Source organism: Methylobacter sp. (assembly GCF_023227905.1).
Taxonomy (GTDB): domain Bacteria; phylum Pseudomonadota; class Gammaproteobacteria; order Methylococcales; family Methylomonadaceae; genus Methylobacter_A.
Genome location: NZ_JALOCF010000015.1, coordinates 38127 through 60760, shown reverse-complemented (window position 1 = coordinate 60760; position 22634 = coordinate 38127). Strand labels below are relative to the sequence as shown.

Genomic DNA, 22634 nt, shown 5'->3' with positions numbered 1-22634 from the left:
CGGTGTTACTGTGCTGTTGAGCGGTAGTATTCAATCGCCGCAGCAACGCCGGAGCCCGGCTTGATGTCAAAGCCGCTGTCGAGCATTGCCATTTCAACGCCTGCAATACAGCCTAACATCGAAACGTCGTTCATGTCGCCGACGTGTCCGATACGGAAAGCTTTACCGGCCAATTCGGATAAGCCAGCGCCTAAAGAAATGTCGTATCGGCTGAAAGCGGTGCTGATCACGTTTCTAGCATCTTTGTCTTCAGGAACCATAACCGCAGTTACAGTGTCGGACTCGAAACCGGGTTGGGCGCAGATCGTTAATCCCCAGGCGGCAACGGCTTTACGAACGCCTTCGGCCAAACGGTGATGACGCGCATAAACATTTTCCAGGCCTTCTTCCTGCAACATATCTAACGCTTTGCGCAAGCCGTACAGAATAGGCAGTGCCGGTGTGTAAGGTGTGTAGCCGTCTTTGTTGGCGTTCATCTGGTCTTTTAAGTCCAGGAAGCAACGGGGATAGGTAGATGTTTCAACGGCGTTTAAAGCTTTTTGGCTGAATGCCAAAAATGCGCCGCCGGCAGGCATCATGAAACCTTTTTGCGAGCCGCTAATGGCTCCGTCAACGCCCCATTCGTCCATACGGAAATCCAAGCTCGCAATAGAGCTGACGCCGTCTACGAATAAAAACGCCGGATGGCCTGCCGCGTTCATGGCTTTACGAACACCGCCAATGTCGCTGGTAACGCCGGTAGCGGTTTCGTTATGCGTCGCTAAAACAGCCTTGATTTCGTGGTTGGTGTCTTCTTTTAAGCGGGCTTCCAATCTATCCAGAGGAATACCTTTACCCCAGACTTCTTGATGAATTTCAACGTCGAAGCCCAGGCGTTTTGCCATCTCTGCCCATAAATGGCTGAATTGACCGAAGCGATAGATTAAAACTTTGTCGCCCGGGTTTAAGGTGTTGGTCAACGCAACTTCCCAGCCTGCTGTGCCAGTCGCCGGAAAAATAAAAGCTTGCCCGGTTTCTGTTTTAAAGATTTTTTTCAGATCTTGTAAAAGAGGCGTCAGTAATTTAGGGAACGCAGGAGAGCGATGGTCTTCCATGGTGACATGCATAGCGTTCAGGATTTCATTTGGCACATTGGTAGGGCCCGGAATATATAGGTGGTTACGACCAGCCATTGCATTGCCTCTTTGTAAGTAGTTGAGTAATTAACGCAGCTTGAACCTTGTAAAAGTCAAAGTCCAAAAACGAGCAATAATGACATAGCCGCCAAAAATCGGCAAGGGTGGATTAGGGCTTGAGCTGAGAAACGCGCGGTGCCTACAGAGATGTAGGTAAGGGGCGTGAGCACGACTGCAAGGATGCAGGAGGTAGAGCAACGCAGGAGCAATTGCCGAGGCGCAGCTTCCGCTCCTGCTCACGCTGAGTACCTACATCCCTGTAGGCAACGCAGGAGCAGTTGCCGAGGAGCGGAAGCTTTAAAAATTGACTTTGAGGCCTCTCGAAGTAAAATGTGCGGTTAATTTAAGTTCGGCTTAAGCCGCGTAGTTTGGGGTTGCCCGGCGCTGGTTACGCAGCCGAAAAATGTCGGGTTATGCTAATCTGACCGGATTTACAACAATGAAATTAGGAATGTACCAATGAGCCACACCTTATATGCAGCGTCCGTTCAACGAGTTCAACGCTGTGAATTAGCCGTTCCGGGTTCTAGCCCTGAAATGTTTGAAAAAGCAATGAGAAGTGGCGCTGATTTTATTTTTCTGGATCTTGAAGATGCCGTTGCTCCGGATGACAAATTGCAAGCCAGAAAGAATATTATTGAAGCGATTAATGACCTGGACTGGAAAGGGCACGGCGTAACCGTTTCAGTGCGCATCAATGGCCTGGATACGCAGTATATGGTACGCGACGTGGTGGATCTGGTCGAGCAGTGCGGCGCAAAGATTGACACAATTTTGATTCCTAAAGTCGGCGTGTATTCCGACGTTTATATGGTTGAAGCCATGCTTAACCAGTTGGAAATGCAGCAAGGCCTGAAAAACAAAATCGGCATTGAAGCCTTGATTGAAACCGCACTAGGCATGGCGAACGTGGAAGATATTGCCCGCAACGGCGCATCGGGCCGTCTTGAAGCCTTGCATTTCGGCGTGGCTGATTACGCGGCCAGCAACCGTGCCCGGACCACTAATATCGGTGGCTTAAATCCTGATTATCCCGGTGACCAATGGCATTTCGCGATCAGCCGGATGACGGTTGCCTGTCGCGCTTATGGCTTGCGTCCTATTGATGGTCCTTTTGGCGACATTAAAGATCCCGAAGGTTACAAATTGGCCGCAAGACGGGCGGCGGCTCTAGGCTGTGAAGGTAAATGGGCGATACATCCAACGCAAGTGGAATTAGCCAATGAAATATTCACGCCGCCTGCGGCTGAAGTTGAAAAAGCAAAACGCATTCTGGCTGCTTTAAAAGAAGCGGCAGCTCAAGGTAAAGGCGCAGCAGCATTAGACGGCCGTTTAATCGATGCGGCATCGGAAAAAATGGCGAATAACGTGGTTAGGGCTGCCGAAGCTATCGCAGCAAAGAATCAATAGTAGAAAAATGCCGGGTTAGACTACGCTAACCCGGCCTACATAATTCAATAGAAGGAGATGCTGTGGATATTCATGAATATCAGGCGAAAGAAATTTTAAGCGGTTACGGCGTTAAAATCGCCGAAGGCGGTATGGCCTACAGTCCGGAAGAAGCCGTGCAACGCTCTAGAGATATTGGCGGGCATATCTGGGCGGTGAAAGCGCAGATTCACTCCGGTGCGCGCGGTAAAGCGGGCGGTATTAAAATCTGCAAAACGCACGACGAAGTTGAGGCGGCGGCAGAAGCTTTATTAGGCAAAAGACTGGTCACCCACCAAACCGGCCCTGCCGGCAAAGTATGCGGCAGATTGTATGTCGAAGCCGGAACCGAAATCGCTAAGGAAATGTATTTCTGTTTTCTGGTTGATCGCAGCTCAGAGCGCATTGTCATGGTCGGCTCCGCACAAGGCGGCATGGAAATCGAGGAACTGGCTGAAAACAATCCCGAGGCCATTACCAAAATTTACATCGAACCTGCCGTGGGTTTGCAAGATTATCAGGCGCGTGAAATGGCCTTTGCCCTGGGACTGGACCCGGAATTGCTGAGCCACGCGGTTAAAACTATCCGGGGTTGTTATCGCGCTTTGCGTGAGCTTGATGCCAGCATGCTGGAAATCAATCCGTTGGTTGTTACGCACAGCAACGAACTGGTTGCGCTGGACGCCAAAATGGGCTTTGACGACAATGCTTTGTTCCGCCAGCAAAAAATATCCGAACTGCGTGACAAAACCCAGGAAGATCCTCGCGAAATGGCGGCTGCCGACCGTGGTTTAAGCTATGTCGGCCTGGATGGCGACATCGGCTGCATGATCAATGGCGCAGGTTTGGCGATGGCGACTATGGATATGATCAAACTGGCCGGCGGCGAACCTGCCAACTTCCTCGACGTAGGCGGCGGCGCATCGGCCGAACGTACTGAAAAAGCTTTCCGCTTGGTGTTGGCTGATCAGAACGTAAAAGCCATGCTGGTTAATATTTTTGCCGGTATCAACCGTTGTGACTGGATTGCCGAAGGCGTTGTCGAGGCGGTTAAGAAGATCGATATGAAAATTCCGTTAATAGTCAGATTGTCAGGCACTAACGTTGAAGAAGGCCGCCGAATTATCGCGGACAGCGGCTTGCCTATTATTACCGCGGAGACATTGGCCGAAGCGGCTGAAAAAGCGGTGCAGGCGCGCAATGAAGCGGTTGCAAAAGAAGCGGCACAGGGAGCATAAAAATGGCTATTTTAATTAATGAAACAACACGCATCATTGTTCAGGGCTTTACCGGAAAAATCGGCAGCTTTCATGCTCAGGACATGATTAATTACGGTTCTAAGGTAGTCGGTGGCATCACCCCCGGCAAAGGCGGCCAGACCCATTTGGGCTTGCCGGTTTTTAATACCGTCAAAGAAGCCGTACACCAGGTTGGGGCTGAAGCCAGCATTATCTTTGTTCCGCCTGCCTTTGCCGCCGACTCCATCATGGAAGCCGCCGATGCAGGCATTAAATATTGTGTAGCGATTACCGACGGTATTCCGACACAGGACATGATGACGGTTAAAAACTTTTTGCGCCGTTTTCCCGTCGAGCAGCGGATGATACTGACCGGCCCCAATTGCGCGGGCACTATCAGTCCGGGCCGAGCCATGCTGGGCATTATGCCGGGGCATATTTACAAGCAGGGCAATGTCGGTATTGTCGGGCGTTCAGGTACATTGGGTTATGAAGCCGCTGACCAGATGAAACGCTTGAATATAGGCATTTCAACCTCGGTCGGTATCGGTGGCGACCCGATCAACGGCAGTTCGCACCGTGATATTCTGGAAAAGTTTGAAGCTGATCCTGAAACCAAAGTGGTGGTTATGATTGGCGAGATCGGCGGTCCACAAGAAGTTGAAGCCGGGATTTTTGCTAAAGAAAATATGAGTAAACCGGTCATTGCCTATATCGCCGGTTTAACTGCGCCGGAAGGTCGGCGCATGGGTCATGCCGGCGCGATTATTTCATCAGCGGGTGAAGGCGCCGCAGAAAAGGTAGCTATATTGAAAGACTTGGGTGTCACTATCTGTCCGACACCGGCAGCTATGGGTGAAACGGTAGCGGCAGTGCTGGCCAAGATGTAAGCGAAAGATACGAAAAGACAAAGGACAAAGGACAAAGGGCGGAGGGCGCAAGGTTTTTTACCTTTTGTCTTTCGCCCTTTGTCTGCTTTTATTTTTTAATACTCGCAGGGCGAAAATGAAAATACTTATTCTTGGAGCCGGCGTTACCGGTTCATCGGTTGCCGGGGCGCTGGCAAGCGAGGAGAACGATATCGTAGTTGTCGATTTCAGGACGGAGTTGCTCGACGCGTTAAAAGAGCGTTTCGATATTGCCACGGTTGCCGGTAACGCGGCACACCCTAGGGTGCTCGAACAGGCGGGAGCCCGGACCGCCGATATGATTATCGCGGTTACCGACAGCGACGAGACCAATATGCTGGCGTGCGTGATCATTAATGCGCTTTACAGTCGGCCTAAAACGATTGCCCGGGTGCGTGCTGTGGATTATCTAAAAAATCCGCAACTGTTCGGCCCGGACGGGATTCCGGTTGATATCGTTATTAGCCCGGAACAAATCGTTATGGAGGCCATCCGTAATTTGATCGAGTTCCCGGGTGTTCAGCATATTTCCGACTTTGCTGATGGACAAGTGCGCCTTTTTTCAGTCAAAGTGGTGGCGGACGGTTCATTAACCGGCAAAAAAATCAAAACTCTGAAAGAACGACTGGTCGGCGGTAAGATTCGCGTGGTGGCTATTTTTCGGCAAGGTGTTCCGATCATAGTAAATGGCGAGGCCGTTATTGAAACGGGCGATGAAGTTTTTTTTGTGGCCCCTCGTGAAGAAGTGCGCTGGGTATTGAAAGAGTTGAACAAGCTGGAGGCGCCATTAAAGCGCATCATTATTGCCGGCGGCGGGCATGTCGGTAAGCGTTTGGCGCTGGCGCTGGAAAAAGACCACCAGGTGAAAATCATTGAAAAAGACCCCAGACGCGCCCACAAGATATCCGATGACCTTGATCATACCGTGGTGCTTCTGGGCGATTGCTCCGATGAAGCGATGCTGCTTGATGAGTCTATCGACAGTATCGATTTGTTTTGCGCGATTACTGAAAATGATGGCGTCAATATCGTTTCCGCTTCCTTGGCAAAAAGTTTGGGCGCACGCAAGGCTATCTGCCTGCTAAACCATGTTTCATACAGCAAACTATTGCCTGGAACAGGAATTGATGTTGCAGTGCTGCCCAATCAGGAGACGCTCGGCAGTATTTTGAAGCATGTGCGCCGCGGTGATGTGGCGCAAGTCACTTCGCTATGCGGCGGTACCGCCGAGGCTATCGAGGCTATTGCCCATCAAAGTAACGACTTGAATTCGGTTGTTGGACTTCGGGTGGATTCTATCAATTTCCCTGAAGGCATTGTGATGGGAGCGCTGATTCGTAACAAGCAGGTCATTTCGATTCATCATGAGACGGTATTTGAAGAAGGCGATCATGTCGTGATGTTCGCGATGGATAAAAAATTGGTCGTAAACATCGAGAAAAAGTTCCAGCCTCTTTAAAAGACGATTAAGTATCAATGTCTTTCCGTTGTACCTTGCTTAAGCCTCAGGCGCGCTCATGAATGTCATCTTTACTATCATCAATATTTTCGGTTTAGTCACCATCGGATTCAGCGGCTTAATGGCCACTTGTTTGTTAACCTCTTTCATAGCTGATGACGGCGCCACCAGTGCTTTTTACCAAGGCTCCCTGGTTACTGTATTGATGGGCGGGTTGATGTTTATTCCGACACTACGCATACCAAAAAAGGTGACACGACAAACAGGCTTTTTATTGGTAGCGATTACGTGGTCAATAATACCGGTATTTTGCACCTTGCCGCTGATGATGTATCTACCGGAGCTTAGCTTTACCGACGCTTATTTCGAGACTGTTTCCGGCCTTACTACGACCGGTGCAACCGTATTCAGCGGTATTGATCAGCTGCCCATGTCGATTAATTTGTGGCGGCATGAAATATGTTGGATAGCGGGGATGGGCATCATTATTTTTGCGGTAGCTATTTTGCCTGTTCTCGGCATCGGTGGTATGCAACTCTATATTGCGGAGTCGCCGGGAACGGTCAAGGAATCGGACTTGCCGCCGCGTATAGCGCAAACTGCGAAAGCTTTGTGGCTGGTTTATGCAGGTATCACCCTGGTCTGCATCATATCCTTGCGTCTAGCCGGTATGGGATGGTTTGATGCGATTTGCCATGCCTTTTCGGCAATGAGTTTAGGCGGGTTTTCCACTCATGACAGTAGTGTCGGATTTTTCAATTCGCTTTCTATCGAGATGGTGTTGACCGTTTTCCAACTGTTGGCAGCGATCAATTTCGCCACTCATTTTGTGGCTCTTCGGAAAGGCTCATTCAATCCTTATGTCGATGACAGAGAGGCAAGGGCTTTCCTTGTTTTGGTGTTGGGGAGTTGCCTGCTAGCGGCATCGGTGCTGTGGCATGCAGGTACCTATCCAGACTTTTTTTCCGCGTTACGCCATGCCACATTTAACCTGGTCACTATTGCTACCGATTGTGGTTTTGCTACTCAGGACTTTAACCAGTGGCCCATTTTCGTGCCGATGTGGATGTTGTTTTTATGTTGTGTTTCAGCGTCTTCAGGCTCCACCGGCGGCGGTATTCGGATGATTCGCACCATTATCCTGATGAAGCAGGCGCGCCTGGAGTTATTCAAGTTTATTCATCCTTTTGCGGTTAAATCGATGAAAATTGGCGATACAGTGGTAAGCAATAAAATTGTTGCTTCTGTGACCGGGTTTATTTTTCTGTATTTCATCAGCATCGTGATACTGGTATTCATGTTGTTGTTGAGTGGCATGGACTTTATCAGCGCGTTCTCGGCTATTATCGCCTGTTTTAACAATGCGGGTCCTGGTCTTAACCAGGTAGGGCCTGCGACAAATTACGCCAGTTTGAGCGATGTTCAGACCGGTATTTGTACCTTTGCGATGCTCTTGGGTCGGGTGCAGATATTTTCCATTGTTATTTTATTTGTGCCGGAATTCTGGAAAAAATAACTTGCTCCAAGTGAAGACAGCAGAACTTTCTAAAGATGCTTCCAGGCTTTTTGAGGGATGAGAGAGGATTGTAGGGGCTTTAAGAAGATTAAGGCTGAGTGTCAAGACTGACGGAATTGGCTGGTAAGTACGCCTTTGCGTCTTGCTGCAAAGAGAAGTAAAGGTAATAAAAACAAAAAACCCAGCTATAAGCTGGGTTTTTTGGTGCTGCCAAAAGTTCTATTTACAGTTGAATAGAGCTAGAGACTTTTTGCTTAGAATCATCTGGGCTGTCGATGCAGCCAGTTAAGCCAACAATCATTAAAGCCATCGCTATAAGAGATAAAATTTTATTCATACGAATATTCCTCCAAAGGGGTTTGAATTATTTTTATTAATTTGCGCCATTAAATTAAAGCACATGCATTTTATATCATGACTGAAATGATGATGCAATAATAAAAATCGAATAATTTTCCGCCCTGTTAAAGCTGATTGATATTATCAGGCAAATCAAAATATATCTGGTTATTGATCCATTTTGCTGTTCCGATAGTAGTCCATGGAGAAGCAAAGTTTTTGTGCAACTGATCATAAACCCAGTAAGAGGGGGCATTGATTTTTTTAAGTTTTATATTGAATACAGCATTTTTGAAATTTAAACCACAATCCATGCCCCAGAAGGCAGTAACTTTCATGATAAATTTATGCAAGCGCTTGTTATCAATGTTGGGCGTTATGGCGATATTGGCCCACATGGAATGAACACGTCCCCAGTTGGGGGCAAGAAGACGGCCTTCTTTATTAGCAAAAGGCAGCCAGCGCTCGGTGCCGTTTTGATCGGTATAGGTGATCGCTAAGATATGGTCATAGCCTGCAAAGTGGTCGTGTAGATAAAGTGCATGGGGAGTAATGCCCAGAAAAGTTTGCGAGACCATTAACATGGCATTGCTGGCTTGCGAGATGGGATTTTGAGGGTTATCAGCATTAAGCCTGTAAATAAGCCCATAGTGAATGGAGCTGTTTAATTGCAGAACGAGCAACACAATCAACATTTTTGAAAGCTTTCTGGAAAATGCATGCGGTTTTTGTGCGGCAATATCCTCAAAAAAGTAATGGTAGAGAGTAGTGTCCGGCAGGGCTTGAGGTGTCAGGCAAGCGGAAGAGCACGGGATACGGCTACGTGAATCGGCAATGGAGCGGTATTTTTTTAAGGCAAACCGATGAATTCCCGGAAGGCTCAAAATAACACCAATAGGAAATAAATAACGCATTTTTATAAAAATCTGGGCATAAGTGTCAATGCCCGAGTAAATGCGGTTGTTGCGATCCAGTGCGTATAAATCGGTTAACAGGGTCTCGCTGTTAATGGAGGCAAGCGCAGGATAATGCGGTGCATGTTCCTGAGCGCTTTTAAAATCTATGCAGTTGAATACATCGAAATGATTGAGTGTTAAAACAGTACGGTTACACAAAGGGCATAGCTGGTCATAAAATACAGTAAGAGTCGGTTGCTTTGCCGAGGCTAGCTGACCGATACATCTCCACCACTTAAAGGGGATCATTAATGTATAAAAGCTGAGCATCCCCAGGCCAAAAGGATAAATATTGAAAGACAAAGTGATGCCAAGATGAAGCCCAAGGCCGACCAATAAATAAATTACGCGTAACTGACGCCGGGCAAAAAAGAAGATAAAGGTAAATTGAAAAATTAAGATGGTATAGCCAAGCATGTTTTGCAAAAGCTTATTGTTTAGCAAAGGTGACATGTCAATGACTGACACATAATAAGGCTGTGTTGCGGGTAGCCAAGTGCCGAGGCCGTTGCGCCAGTGTTCGGCGAACATCTTGTGTATGGCTGAGTCAAAGTACAAAAAGCCGAGACAAATAGCCACGGGCAGTGTGTAGGCAAGGGCTGAGACGGTTGGCTTCGGATAGGTGCTGTAATGAGCAAAAGGCGTGCTCAGCTTTCTGCGAAGTTGATCTATTGAAAATGCCCGATCTCCAGGCATGAAAAGCAGGAAAAAGCCCGCTCCGATCATAAATAAGTCAAAGCCCCCATCAAAATCCCGTTGCATGGGCGTGAAATTAACAAAAATGATCCAGATGATGTAATTGCAGGTCACTGCAAATTGGTAGCGGTAGCCGGCCGTAACAAAAGTGGCAATGATCGCCCAAAGGCATAAGAAAAAAGGAATCATCGGGAATTCGACGTCTATATACGGGATAGGGTCGAAAATCAGGTGATTGAAATACAACAGGAAAATAATTTCCTGCAAGGTGATTAGGCCGTAAAGAATACGGAATAAGCCTATGCCTGTGGCAGGGGCTTGCTTGGAATGAAGTTCTAGAATTTTAGAGGATATAAGTTTATACATTTCATGATTCAAAAAATCGAAAGAATGTATAAATTATATAAGAAATGTAGGGTTAATGTATTGAAATGTGCAGACAGAACAAAGGCCGCATCCAGCTCATAAAGAGTTGAAGTGAGCGGCCTAAGTTTGGACTAAATCGGTAAACGACTTATTTTTCGTCGTCTGGGTGTTCGGCAAATACCCACTTAACGAGGGCGTAGCCAGCAGCTATAACTACAACTGCGCCGACCATACCAGCTGGTTCTTTTAACATTTCGGTGATATCTAAGATCGCTCCCATGGGATGTCCTACCTATAATTTGTATTTTAAAAATATTGCTAATTGCATAGCAAACGGAATGTGCATAATACTTTAGGAAAAGTTAAAGTCAAGGCTTATGTTGTATGTTTTTACTGACGAGATGTAACTATTGTTCCCGGTTGAAATTTATTGCTCGATAGCCAATGCGGGATAGTTTAAAATCCAATTTTGAGCTGATATGTTTTTAGATAAGGAATAATGATGAATAGATGCGTTAAAATGTTACCACTGGTCGCAATTTTCTTTACGTTATCAGCAAATGCTGACGTTCAACTAAAAGATAATTCCGAAATTTTAGGAAAATGGGATCTTCATGACGAAGCAGTTACGTTGACCGGTCAAAAGAAAGCCATAAAGCAGGAATGGGAATTTAAACCCGATGGAACCCTTATTTCATCGGCATCAGATGACGCTGGCAGAATCAGTGCTTTGAAGATTGCCATTAAATACTCCGTCGAAAATGGGGAAATTAGGAAACAGACGGCTCCCGGACGAGAAAAATATGAATCCTGCAAAGTGATTGAAAAAGAGGGGCCAAACATGATATTAAAGTGTGCTTACTTCTTCTTTCTAACAAAAAAATAATTTTAAAAAAGGATATAGCTATGATAGGTGGCGTTGTAATGATTTTAGTAGCTCTCTGGATTTACCAGTCGGCTATGAGAGCAAAAACAAATAATGTAATGATGTGGGTTGCGATTGGCGCAGTTGCCTTTTTTGTAGTGCAGCTGGGATTTATCGATATCAATCTCTATATTTTGGAGTCAATCCGAGGCGGCGAGGGCGGTAGTGATTATGAACGCGACCTGACCAGCATTGGCGATAGAAAAAATGAAGGCGGTTTTCAGGGGCTTGGAGGCATTTTGCTTTCATTGTATTTGGAATTGATGCCATCAATCGTTGGTGTTTTGGCGGCTGCGTTGATTCGGGTAAAATTCATTACCAAAGAACCAATTACAGTTGGCAACTTATTCGGCGACGTTAAAGAAATGTTTCAAAGCATTAAACAAAGTTTCAAAACATCGTCTGAAAAATAAGACATAAAGTTGGTTACAAAAAAGCCCAAGTGACGCTTGGGCTTTTTTTATGGCAGTGCTTTTAGACTATAGGTAAAGCGCTACTTGCCTAAAATCAGAGAAACAACATAGACAAGACCGGAAATAAAAAGCACGGTAAAAACCAATCCTCCAATGATATACATGGAAAGATGTTCCGGTTTGAAGTCTCTTTGGCTGTTTTCGTCGCTTTGCACGCCAATGGCAGCAGCCAGAACGCTCTTTATGACTTGAATAATCGTCGGTTTTGACATGCTCATCTCCAGCAAAAAATAATGAAAAAATAATAGGGCTTGACGCCTTATTTAGCAATAATTATATCCCATCAATAACCCCTTGACCTTTCCTATGAGCAACACAGAATTATTAAAGCAGCAATTATCACAGCGCATTTTATTTCTCGATGGCGCGATGGGAACGATGATCCAAAGCTACAAATTGGAAGAAAAAGATTATCGTGGTCAGCGTTTTGCGCAGTGGGATGTCGATCTTAAAGGCAATAATGATCTGTTATCGATAACCCAGCCGGACATTATTAAAGCGATTCATAGCGCTTATTTCGAAGTCGGTTCCGACATCGTAGAAACCAATACCTTCAATGCGACCAGCATCGCGATGGCCGATTATAAAATGGAATCGCTGGCCTATGAAATCAATGTCGAGGCGGCGCGCGTAGCAAGGCAGGCGGCTGATGAATTCACCCAAAAGACGCCGGAAAAGCCGCGTTTTGTTGCCGGCGTATTAGGCCCAACCAATCGCACGGCCTCCATGTCGCCCGACGTTAACGATCCGGGCTTTCGCAATATCTTTTTCGATGATTTGGTCGTAGCTTACACGGAAGCTACCAAAGGCCTGATCGACGGCGGCGCGGATATTATCCTGATTGAAACCGTTTTCGACACGCTAAATGCCAAAGCCGCCATTTTTGCGGTTGAACAATATTTTGAGCAGATAGGCTACAAACTGCCGGTAATGATATCCGGCACCATTACCGACGCATCAGGCAGAACGCTTTCCGGTCAAACCGTTGCTGCTTTCTGGAACTCGCTGAAGCATGTCGAGCCGATCTCATTCGGCTTTAACTGTGCGTTAGGCGCGACAGAATTACGCCAATATATTGATGAATTATCGAGCATTGCCGATACGCATATTTCCGCCCACCCTAATGCTGGCTTACCTAATGAGTTCGGGGAATACGACGAAACGCCCGAAGCGATGGCCGCAGAGCTGGCCGATTGGGCTAAATGCGGCTACCTGAATATTATCGGCGGATGCTGCGGAACTTCGCCTGCGAATATCAAAGCAATCGTCGAGGCCGTACAAAAATACAGTCCCAGAAAAATTCCCGATATACCCAAACAATGCCGGTTATCGGGGCTTGAGCCGCTGAACATCGGCCCGGATTCGTTATTCGTCAACGTCGGTGAGCGCACCAACGTGACCGGGTCGGCAGTGTTCAAACGGTTGGTTATTGAAGGTAACTTTGAAGCGGCGCTGGATGTAGCCAAACAGCAAGTCGAGAACGGCGCGCAGATTATCGACATTAACATGGATGAAGGCATGCTGGATTCCAAAGAAGCGATGGTGCGTTTTTTGATGCTGATCGCGTCGGAGCCGGACATCGCCAAAGTGCCTATTATGCTGGATTCCTCCAAATGGGAGATTCTGGAAGCGGGGCTTAAATGCATCCAGGGCAAAGGCGTGGTCAATTCCATCTCGTTGAAAGAAGGCGAAGAGGCTTTTATCAAGCACGCCAAACTGGTGCGCCGCTATGGGGCTGCGGTTATCGTCATGGCGTTTGATGAAGACGGGCAGGCCGATACCAAGGACAGAAAAGTCGAGATATGCCAGCGAGCTTACAAAATCCTGACCGAACAAATCGGCTTCCCGCCCGAAGATATTATTTTCGACCCCAACATATTTGCCGTTGCCACCGGCATCGACGAACACAACAATTACGGCCTGGATTTTATCGAAGCCACCGCCGAGATTAAACGCACCTTGCCTTATGCACTGATTTCCGGCGGGGTATCCAACGTCTCGTTTTCGTTCCGCGGCAATAACCCGGTGCGGGAAGCGATCCATGCGGTGTTTTTATACCACGCGATTCAAGCGGGTATGGATATGGGGATCGTGAATGCCGGCCAGTTGGCGATTTATGAGGATATCCCCAAAGATTTACGCGAAGCGGTTGAAGAAGTCATATTAAATACTCACGATGGCAGCGGCACCGATAAATTGCTGGAACTGGCCGAGAAATATCGCGGCGACGGCAGCAGCGCAACAAAAGAGCAGGAACTGGAGTGGCGCAGTTGGCCGGTCGGCAAGCGGCTGGAACACGCGCTGGTTAAAGGCATCACCGATTACATCGACGAAGATACCGAGCAGGCAAGACTGGAAGCCGAACGGCCCTTGCACGTTATCGAAGGCGCGTTAATGGACGGCATGAACGTGGTCGGCGACTTGTTCGGCGCGGGCAAAATGTTCTTGCCGCAAGTGGTCAAGTCAGCGCGGGTTATGAAAAAGGCCGTAGCTTATTTAATGCCGTATATGGAGGCTGATAAAGCCGCAGGCGACAGGCAAACTAACGGCAAAATCCTGATGGCGACCGTCAAAGGCGACGTGCATGACATCGGCAAGAATATCGTTGCTGTGGTTCTGCAATGCAATAATTATGACGTGATCGATTTGGGCGTGATGGTGCCGGCTGAAAAGATTCTGCAAACTGCGCGCTTGGAAAACGTCGACATTATCGGTTTAAGCGGCTTGATTACGCCGTCGCTGGATGAAATGGTGCATGTCGCCAAAGAAATGCAGCGTCAGGGCTTTACCATTCCGCTGATGATAGGCGGTGCGACAACCTCGCGCGCGCATACCGCGGTAAAAATCGCCCCGAATTACGACGGGCCGATCGTTTACGTGACCGATGCGTCGCGCGGCGTCGGCGTTGCCAGCAACTTGCTGAGCGCCGATTTAAAAGACGAGTTCGTCAAAAACATCAGCGAAGAATACGAAGAAGTCAGGGAGCGGCACAAAGGCCGTGAAGCCAAAACCAAGCAGCACCCATTAGAAGAAGCGCGGCGCAATAAATTCAACTGGGGCCGCTACGAACCGGTTAAACCGTCGTTTCTGGGCATCAAGGTCATCGACCATTTTCCGTTGGATACGCTGGTCTGGTACATCGACTGGTCGCCGTTTTTCCAAACCTGGGAAATGGCCGGAAGCTATCCCAAAATACTCGATGATAAAGTCATCGGCACCGAAGCCAGAAAGCTGTTTGACGATGCGCAGGACATGCTGAAAAAAATCATCAGGGAAGAGTGGATAAGCGCCCGTGCCGTGGTCGGGTTTTTCCCGGCCAACAGCGACGGAGATGATGTCGTTGTATACGCCGATGATACCCGCAGCCAGAAAAAGGAAACCTTGCATCACTTGCGTCAGCAGAACGTCAAAGCGCCGGGCAGGCCCAATTACTGCCTGTCGGATTTTATCGCCCCGGTTGACAGCGGCAAAGCCGATTATATCGGCGCTTTTGCGGTCACGACCGGCATCGGCATAGAGCAAAAACTGCAAGAATTTGAACGGGACCATGACGATTACAGCGCAATCATGCTGAAAGCCTTGGCTGACCGATTGGCCGAAGCGTTTGCAGAATACATGCACCAAGTGGTCAGAAAAGAGTACTGGGGCTACGCCAAAGATGAAGCGCATGAGGCTGAGCAATTAATCAACGAAGCTTATCAAGGCATACGTCCTGCACCGGGTTATCCTGCGTGTCCCGATCATACCGAAAAAGGCAAGCTGTTTGAGCTGCTCAATGCGACCGAACATACCAGCATAGAGCTGACCGAAAGTTACGCAATGTACCCCGCATCGGCGGTCAGCGGCTGGTATTTTTCCCATCCCGAGTCGCAGTATTTCAATGTCGGCAAGATAGATAGAGACCAACTGCAAGATTACGCCAAGCGCAAAGGCATAGCGGAAGAAGTTGCCGAGCGCTGGCTGGCGGCGCATCTGCATCATTGATATGCGCTTAATGCTGTTCGGCACATCCGGCTGCCATCTTTGCGAACAGGCGGAGGTTATTATCAATGCCTGTGTGCCTGATGGCGTTGAGACTGTGGATATTGCCGAGCAGGAGCAGTGGCAGGAACAATATGCGATACGCATTCCGGTGTTGTATGACCCAGTGACCCAGCAGGAACTGGGTTGGCCGTTTGATCAAACGGATGTTGAGGATTTTATTGGTCGCATAGCTCGTATGTAGTGTAGAGCCGTAGGATGTGCCGAACAAAGCGAAGCGTATCAATCGCGAACGATGCGGGTTCTTATCGTCACCACATCCTACTGTATTGAAGCAATTGCCTCAATCGCAGGTGATGGCGCTACGGTACGGCAAATTGTCATCAAGCGATAACAGCGAGACAGGCACAGGCTTTGATACCACCGCGAGCGGGTGCGGTGGAATGGCCCGATCATGAAGATGGATCAACCCATCCGCGAACCGCTATCGTGCGAGCCTGTTCTGAGCAAGGAGAAGCGGAATGGAAGCGTATCAGTGGTTACCCCATCGTCGCAGCCTGGTTGAAACAGCTATGTTTCGGATTAAGGCATTATTTAGCGACAAACTGAAAAATCGCACCTTCGCGGCTCAACAAACCAAAGCGTATTTGCGCGTAGGAGCGCTTAATAAAATGACAGGCCTTGGATGCCCGAAAGTTATCCCGTGACATAAAACGGAGTTCGTTCTAGGGCGCTTTGATTGTGCATTAATCTATGCAACAAAGCCCTTCGTCTCTACTATGCAGCTCGTTGTTGGTGTTGTGCATTGCCTAAAGCGCTTATTTTAGGTGGCTGGCAGTTTATTGCTCGGCGTCATTCAACCACATTCCCCATCTGTGAGGAAGCAACCCCTTTAAGCCATGTGTTAACCGTCGGTTCCTCGGCTTGTCCCGCCTGATTGATAAAAGTAAACGGCACGGAAACCAGCTCCATTCCCTTGTTAACCTGAACCGCGAAATGCAAATGCGGGCCTGAGGTAAAGCCGGTGTTGCCCGAATAGCCGATCAATTGCCCGGCCATTACCGCCAGGCCCGGATAAACCTGTGCTTTTTCCAGTTCCAAGTGGGCATAAATTGCCATAGAGCCGTCATCGTGCAATATCCTGATGTTGTTAGCTTCGGAACTGTAAGCCTTGTTGGTGCCGCCTTTGAAATAATCATCCTCGGCTTCCAGGACGATGCCAGACCGGGCCGCGTAAACCGGTGTGCCAACCGGCATGACTATATCGACGGCATATTTGTTCTGTTCATCGGTATGGCTGAAACTTCCGCCGAAAGCCTGGGAAATTTGAAACGACTTGTCAGGGGCTACCGGCGGTAAATAGTTCGTCGTTGAGCTGTAACTGGCTAAGGGTTTGCCGATGATATAGCGGTACCTAAGGGCAAGACGCCAGGATTCACGCTCGTTGATGCCGCCTACTTCAAAAAGCGTGTCGGATTTTCCGGGCTCGATAACAAAGCGTCCGGGCAGGTCGGGCGTAGCCCGGACATTGTCCCGTTCGGAAAATTCGACTTCAACTTCCACCGGGCCGGCATAATCGTTGCGGATATAATATTGAGGGTGCCGTTCTTCACCCGATTGCAGCAGCCAGACTAACTGCTTGGGTGCGACTTTCATCTGTCTGACTTCAACCTTTAGATCGCTTTGACTTTGGCTGGACGGGATAGGCTTGTCGGTAAAATGCCATATGCCTTGCTTGTCCTGAAATTTATAGAGTTTTTGTCCAACGGCGTTTACGGAATGCACCAATAACAGGATAAAAATGGATAGCAAAATCTTTTTACACATTATCTTGGTCCATTAATCTGCGGCTAAGCGATTATGGGTTTGTGTTGGATTGCGAAGCGGCAGGAAAAAAGTACTCATTGATCAAAATGGGCACAAACAACGCAATCATTACCGCAATTGCAACAAAAGCAGGATTAATAATATCCGCTAGCCAATAAGCGACTAAACTTCCCCATACCATGCGCATGGGTCTGGGCATCTTAACAATCTTCAAAATAGCTTCCTTAGGGTAAACAGAGTCATAGAAAACGCCTGATGTTAACGGGTTCCCGCTTACCGCGGGACAAGCCTTGAACTACTCCACGGCATCTTTGCTATTATGACAGCCTTAACGGGTGTTCATTTATAAAGCACAATCATAAGCCGATTTTGAAAATAAAACATGCAATATTCAAACAGTAAGTATTGGGATTTTGGCGCCCCAATCGCCGGTATTTTGCTGACTTTATCTTTTGCCCCCTTTGATTATTCTGGTTTTGCTCTGGTAGCGCTGGTGTTTTTGTTCGCCTGCTGGCAGGGCATATCGGCTAGGCGCGCGGCCTTGCGCGGTTATTTATTCGGCTTGGGCGCGTTTGGTTCAGGCGTGTCCTGGGTTTATATCAGCATGCACGATTTTGGCGGAGCCGGTGTGCTTGGGGCCAGTCTGCTGACCGCTTTGTTCGCTGCTTTCTGGGCGATGTTTCCGTCTTTGGCCGGATATTCGTGGGTAAAAACGAATCCGGGAAATAAGCGGGCGGTGCGGATTATATTGCTGCCGGCCATTTGGATACTCGTTGAGTATCTCCGCGGCTATTGGGTGCTGAATGGCTTTCCCTGGTTGCATATTGCCTACTCCCAGCTGGAGGCTCCTCTGGCCGGATACATACCGGTATTGGGCGTTTACGGTACCGGTTTCATGGTGGCGTTAACGGCGTCGGTTGTTTTGGAAATTTTTGATGGGGCGATACGGGCAGAAAGACCGGCCTCCCCCGAATTCCTGCGGGGCTTTCGCCTTGAGCAACTCATGCTAATAATGATGCTTGCCGCTTTGTGGGGAACGGGCGGCTGGTTGCGGGATGTAACGTGGACGCATGAAATAGGGCAGCCCCTTCGCGTATCCTTGATTCAAGGCAATATAGCGCAGGATCAAAAGTGGCGGCCGGAAAATAAAATCAACACGCTTTTAAAATATAAAAGAATGACGGAAGAGCATTGGGATTCCAATGTGATCATCTGGCCGGAAACCGCGATTCCGGCCTATCTGGACCAGGTTAAAGACGGTTTTTTAGTGCCGCTGGTTAATGATGCCCTGCGGCACAATACCGACTTAATCATCAGCGTTCCGGTACAGGAAAGCACTCCGAAGAAAAACTTCAATGCCGTGATAACGATGGGCAAGGAAGAAGGCATGTATCGTAAAACCCATTTATTGCCTTTTGGCGAATACCTGCCGCTACAGCCTTTATCGGGTTTTGTGCTCAACATGATCAATATAAGGCTGGGAAATTTTACGCCCGGCGCAGTAAACCAGCCTTTGCTGAAAGCGGCTGGCTATCCTTTCATAACCTTAATCTGCTATGAAGACGTATTCGGCGAGTTAAGTGTCCGGGGCTTACCGGACGCGGCTTATCTGGTTAATGTGACTAATGACGGCTGGTTCGGCGATTCGATAGAGCCTTATCAGCATCTGCAAATGGCAAGAATGCGGGCGATGGAAACCGGGCGCTTTTTGCTTCGGGCGACCAATACCGGCATAACGGCTGTGGTTTCTCCAAAAGGCGAAATCGTCAATCAGGCGCCGTTGTTTCAGGAAACGGCGCTGACCGGAACGATTACGCCGATGGGCGGCATGACGCCTTATGCCGAATGGGGCGATCAGCCGGTTATTGGGGTATTGTTTATTTTGTTGTTAGGTTTGTCGGGGTACGGTAGGCTTTTTAAATTAAAATGCAGGGCGCATTAGCTAGCGTAATACGCAGAATGATGGCTGAAAACTATTCGAATGTACTAACGTTGTTCGAGAGATACTCAACTCTGACTTCGCCCATGCCTTTGAGGCCCAATTCTTTTGCGGCGCCACGAGACAAATCAATTAATCTGTTTTTCTTAAATGGACCCCGATCATTAACCACGACATCAACGGAGCGGCCATTGTGCAGATTGGTCACCCGCACTTTGCACGGTAAGGGCAAGGTTTTATGAGCGGCCGAGAACCCTTGCGGCCTAAAGCGGGTTCCCATAGCGGTTCTATGGCCTGATTCCGAACCGTACCATGAGGCGACACCCTGTTCGCTGTAACCCGCCGCTGAATCCATTGGATAGTAGGTTTTTCCATGAACCGTATAAGGCTGGTTATAAGACGGCTTGCTATGGCGATAAACCTGCTGGTTTGCGGGAAGCGGCAACGGAGGCTCGGAAGCGCAGCCGCTCAATAAAGCGGCCAGCAGTGCAATTAGCCCGAACAGTCCGGAACGGGATTGATTGTTGCTATGAAAATGGAAGGCCTGTAGATAGATCATCGGAATGCCTGAATGGGTCATATCAACTTTATCGCTGCTTTCTAATGCGCCGGTAAGCCAAAAGCGCGGCTGACAAACTGTCTGCTTAATTTTATAAGCCCAATTAATACCGTAAATCCTTAACAACGCGCACCACTTCCTGATCATCGGCAATGGCTTCGATACTGAAGCCCAGCTTGGTCACCAGCGACAACATTGGCTTGTTAATAGCCAGCACTTCACCTTCAAAGAAGGATATGCCTTTGGATTTGGCTGTTTGCAGCAAGGCTTTCATCAGTCGGGTGCCTATGCCCATGCGCTGGCAATCATCGGCGACGACCAGTGCAAATTCTACCGAATGACCGTCCGGGTTGGCCATATAGCGGCCTACGCCTAATTCATCCGGCATGCCCTCATCTTCGGCTACCGCAACAAAGGCCATTTCGCGGTCATAGTCGATCTGGGTGAAACGTACTACCATTTCCGGTGTCAACTCCTGCAAGGCCTGCATAAAACGAAAATATTTGGTGCGTTCGGACAAGCGATGCATAAAATCTTTTTCCAGGCCGGCATCCTCAGGGCGAATAGGCCTGATCGTAATATTGGCGCCGTTCGATAATTGATGGCGCTGAATTAGTTGGTGGGGATAAGGATGGATCGCCATATGCGAATAAGAATTGAGCTGATGCGATGTTTCCGCTTTAATCCGGGCGTCAACCGCCATAACGCCGTTCTCATCGACGATCAGCGGATTAATATCCAGCTCCAGAATTTCCGGCAGTTCGCTAACCATGGTGGATACATTAAGCAACGCATCCACCAGGGCTTGCTTATTAGCAACCGGTAACTGGCGGAACGCCTCCAGGTATCTGGCCGCCTTGGTTTTGGCGATCATCTGCTCAACCATATAAGCATTCAGCGGCGGCAGGGCGACGGCACTGTCCTTTAAAATTTCCACCATCGTGCCGCCCAAGCCGACGCTGATCGCCGGGCCGAATACCGGGTCCCTGACCACGCCGATCATCAGCTCGCGGCCGCTGACGGATTTAAACATCGGCTCAACCGTCATGCCGACTTCGGTAATTTCAGGATATTTTTGCTTAATGGCCGCTTCCATTTCCATGAAGTTGTGTGAAACTCCCTGAACGCTGTTGATATTAAGGCGCACGCCGCCGATATCGGATTTATGGCTGAATTCTGCCATATTGACTTTTAATACCACCGGAAAGCGCAGCGTTTCAGCGGCAATCATTGCATCCTTGGCATTGGCAACCTTGATAGTCTGGTTGACCGGGATATGGAAGGCGGCCAGGATGGCTTTGGATTCCTGCGCGGTTAAAACCTGGCGGCCTTCCGAAAGCACCCGTTCGATAATCAAGCGTGCGCCTGTAACATCGGGCGCCGCCAATTCATCGCTTGGCGAGGGTATTTGTTTAAGCAGGATCTGGTTCTGGGCGTAGCTGGCCAGGAATGAAAACGCATCAACAGCGATTTCCGGCGTACTAAAGTGAGCCACTTTGCTGTTGGCAAAAAGCCCGCGGCCTTCGTGAACCCGCGCGCCGCCTGTCCAAGACGCCAACACCGGTTTATTGCTGGCTTTTGCGCCTTCGATAATGCATTTGGCAACCTCGGTCGGATTGGTCATGGCCTGAGGGGTCAGAATGACCAGTATGCCGTCGATATTGTTATCGTTAAGGCAGATCTCCAGCGCTTTCTGATAGCGTTCAGAGGTCGCATCGCCCAGAATGTCGACAGGGTTGGCATGAGACCAATGCACCGGCAAAACTTCGTCCAGCGCGGCAATGCTGTCAGGACTCAGTTCCGCCATCTGTACGCCGACATCTTCCGCGCGGTCTGTGCTCATTACGCCGGGGCCGCCGGCATTGGTGATAATCGCCAGCCTATCCTTTTTGACTACATAGTTGTTTGCCAAAACGCGGGCGGCGGAAAACAGTTCATTGATGCTATAGACCCGAACGACGCCGGCTCTTGCAATCGCGGCATCGAACACGTTGTCGCCGCCGACCATGGCGCCGGTATGCGACATCGCTGCCTTGCTGCCCGCTTCATGACGGCCGGATTTAATCAGGATCACCGGCTTTAGCCGCGCTGCCGCTTTAAGGCCGCTCAAAAAACGGCGGGCATCGCGTATGCCCTCAACGTACATCAAAATGCCGGTGGTTTTACTATCCGTCGCCAGGTAATCCAGTACCTCGCCAAAATCGATATCCGCCGCGCCGCCCATCGATACGACTGTTGAAAAGCCGATATCCTGGGATTTGGCCCAGTCCAGAATCGCCGTGCATACCGCGCCTGATTGAGAGAGCAGCGCCAGATTGCCGTCTTTAACAGTGCCGTCACCGAAGGTTGCGTTAAGCTGCCCGCTGGGACGAATAACGCCCAGGCAGTTAGGACCGATGATGCGCACGTTGTAGCGATGTGCGATGTCCAGGACTTCCTGCTGCAGGCGTTTGCCTTCCAGACCTAATTCGCCAAAGCCTGCGCTGATGATGATGACGGAGGTGACGCCTTTTTCGCCGCAGTGGCGCATAACGCTGGGAACGCTGGGCGCCGGTGTGGCAATCACCACCAGGTCGAGGTCATCTGGAACAGCAAGGAGATCGGGATAGGCCTTTAAGCCTAATAACTGATCGCGTTTATTGTTGACCGGATAAAGCCCGCCTGTAAAGCCCGCCTCCTGCATGTTAAACAGTAGTCGGTAACCCACGCTTTCCACTCGTTCGGATGCGCCAACGATGGCAACGGTTCTTGGGGTGAAAAAACGGTTTAGATAATGGGGTCCCATTGATGCTCCGGAAATAACTAAAGTAAATGCGCTTTGCAGCCAAAATTCTAACACTGTCTGCCTG

General features: G+C 48.9%; 19 protein-coding genes. 11 read left to right on the top strand and 8 right to left on the bottom strand.

The features are described from left to right. Nucleotides 1-5: 5 nt before the first annotated feature. Entirely contained in the window at nucleotides 6-1172 is a 1167-nt protein-coding gene (locus tag M0R47_RS08385) for an aminotransferase class V-fold PLP-dependent enzyme (protein ID WP_292553047.1), read from the bottom strand. A gap of 462 nt (nucleotides 1173-1634) precedes the next feature. Between M0R47_RS08385 and M0R47_RS08380 the strand changes: the two genes are divergently transcribed. The 5 genes from M0R47_RS08380 to M0R47_RS08360 all read left to right on the top strand — a co-directional run bounded on the left by M0R47_RS08380 (nucleotide 1635) and on the right by M0R47_RS08360 (nucleotide 7724). Continuing rightward, entirely contained in the window at nucleotides 1635-2585 is a 951-nt protein-coding gene (locus M0R47_RS08380; RefSeq protein WP_292553044.1) for a CoA ester lyase, read from the top strand. Between the two features lie 62 nt (nucleotides 2586-2647). Further along, complete coding sequence (locus M0R47_RS08375) at nucleotides 2648-3841, top strand: malate--CoA ligase subunit beta (protein WP_292553042.1); 1194 nt, start codon at nucleotides 2648-2650, stop codon at nucleotides 3839-3841. 2 nt (nucleotides 3842-3843) lie between these two features. Next, nucleotides 3844-4731 carry a succinate--CoA ligase subunit alpha gene (gene sucD, locus M0R47_RS08370; protein WP_292553039.1) on the top strand — a complete coding sequence of 296 codons (888 nt, stop codon included), beginning with the start codon at nucleotides 3844-3846 and terminating at the stop codon, nucleotides 4729-4731. A 115-nt stretch (nucleotides 4732-4846) separates the two neighbouring features. Further along, complete coding sequence (trkA, locus tag M0R47_RS08365; protein WP_292553036.1) at nucleotides 4847-6208, top strand: Trk system potassium transporter TrkA; 1362 nt, start codon at nucleotides 4847-4849, stop codon at nucleotides 6206-6208. 58 nt (nucleotides 6209-6266) lie between these two features. Continuing rightward, complete coding sequence (locus tag M0R47_RS08360; protein ID WP_292553033.1) at nucleotides 6267-7724, top strand: potassium transporter TrkG; 1458 nt, start codon at nucleotides 6267-6269, stop codon at nucleotides 7722-7724. 464 nt (nucleotides 7725-8188) lie between these two features. Here the strand turns inward: M0R47_RS08360 and M0R47_RS08355 are convergent, their stop codons facing one another. Together M0R47_RS08355 and M0R47_RS08350 are read right to left on the bottom strand one after the other, a co-directional pair. Further along, complete coding sequence (locus M0R47_RS08355) at nucleotides 8189-10081, bottom strand: DCC1-like thiol-disulfide oxidoreductase family protein (protein WP_292553030.1); 1893 nt, start codon at nucleotides 10079-10081, stop codon at nucleotides 8189-8191. 148 nt (nucleotides 10082-10229) lie between these two features. Further along, on the bottom strand, nucleotides 10230-10361 hold the full coding sequence (locus M0R47_RS08350) for a hypothetical protein (protein WP_292553027.1): 132 nt from the start codon (nucleotides 10359-10361) through the stop codon (nucleotides 10230-10232). A gap of 219 nt (nucleotides 10362-10580) precedes the next feature. Between M0R47_RS08350 and M0R47_RS08345 the strand changes: the two genes are divergently transcribed. Both M0R47_RS08345 and M0R47_RS08340 read left to right on the top strand, forming a co-directional pair. Further along, entirely contained in the window at nucleotides 10581-10967 is a 387-nt protein-coding gene (locus M0R47_RS08345; RefSeq protein WP_292553025.1) for a hypothetical protein, read from the top strand. A 20-nt stretch (nucleotides 10968-10987) separates the two neighbouring features. Further along, nucleotides 10988-11419, top strand: coding sequence for a hypothetical protein (locus M0R47_RS08340; RefSeq protein WP_292553022.1), 432 nt, complete (start codon nucleotides 10988-10990; stop codon nucleotides 11417-11419). Nucleotides 11420-11499: 80 nt separating this feature from the next. Here the strand turns inward: M0R47_RS08340 and M0R47_RS08335 are convergent, their stop codons facing one another. Beyond that, complete coding sequence (locus tag M0R47_RS08335; RefSeq protein WP_292553020.1) at nucleotides 11500-11691, bottom strand: DUF2970 domain-containing protein; 192 nt, start codon at nucleotides 11689-11691, stop codon at nucleotides 11500-11502. A 94-nt stretch (nucleotides 11692-11785) separates the two neighbouring features. Between M0R47_RS08335 and metH the strand changes: the two genes are divergently transcribed. From metH to M0R47_RS08320, 3 genes are all read left to right on the top strand, one after another. After that, the gene (metH, locus tag M0R47_RS08330) at nucleotides 11786-15463 is read left to right on the top strand and encodes a methionine synthase (protein WP_292553018.1); all 3678 of its coding nucleotides are present in this window, start codon (nucleotides 11786-11788) and stop codon (nucleotides 15461-15463) included. 1 nt (nucleotide 15464) lies between these two features. Continuing rightward, entirely contained in the window at nucleotides 15465-15704 is a 240-nt protein-coding gene (locus tag M0R47_RS08325) for a glutaredoxin family protein (protein WP_292553015.1), read from the top strand. Nucleotides 15705-15981: 277 nt separating this feature from the next. Next, nucleotides 15982-16167, top strand: coding sequence for a hypothetical protein (locus M0R47_RS08320; protein WP_292553013.1), 186 nt, complete (start codon nucleotides 15982-15984; stop codon nucleotides 16165-16167). Nucleotides 16168-16312: 145 nt separating this feature from the next. Here the strand turns inward: M0R47_RS08320 and M0R47_RS08315 are convergent, their stop codons facing one another. Together M0R47_RS08315 and M0R47_RS08310 are read right to left on the bottom strand one after the other, a co-directional pair. Further along, on the bottom strand, nucleotides 16313-17287 hold the full coding sequence (locus tag M0R47_RS08315) for a M23 family metallopeptidase (protein WP_292553010.1): 975 nt from the start codon (nucleotides 17285-17287) through the stop codon (nucleotides 16313-16315). Between the two features lie 31 nt (nucleotides 17288-17318). Next, a complete protein-coding gene (locus tag M0R47_RS08310; RefSeq protein WP_292553007.1) occupies nucleotides 17319-17501 on the bottom strand; it encodes a hypothetical protein in 183 nt (60 codons plus the stop codon). A 168-nt stretch (nucleotides 17502-17669) separates the two neighbouring features. Here M0R47_RS08310 and lnt point away from each other — a divergent pair, with 168 nt between their 5' ends. Then, the gene (gene lnt, locus M0R47_RS08305) at nucleotides 17670-19229 is read left to right on the top strand and encodes an apolipoprotein N-acyltransferase (protein ID WP_292553004.1); all 1560 of its coding nucleotides are present in this window, start codon (nucleotides 17670-17672) and stop codon (nucleotides 19227-19229) included. Between the two features lie 31 nt (nucleotides 19230-19260). On the opposite strand, the gene M0R47_RS08300 is transcribed toward lnt, so the two are convergent. Together M0R47_RS08300 and M0R47_RS08295 are read right to left on the bottom strand one after the other, a co-directional pair. After that, a complete protein-coding gene (locus M0R47_RS08300; protein ID WP_292553001.1) occupies nucleotides 19261-19806 on the bottom strand; it encodes a septal ring lytic transglycosylase RlpA family protein in 546 nt (181 codons plus the stop codon). An 82-nt stretch (nucleotides 19807-19888) separates the two neighbouring features. Beyond that, nucleotides 19889-22570 (bottom strand): bifunctional acetyl coenzyme A synthetase (ADP forming), alpha domain/GNAT family N-acetyltransferase, encoded by a 2682-nt coding sequence (locus M0R47_RS08295; RefSeq protein WP_292552999.1) that lies wholly within the window; start codon nucleotides 22568-22570, stop codon nucleotides 19889-19891. Nucleotides 22571-22634: the final 64 nt, after the last annotated feature.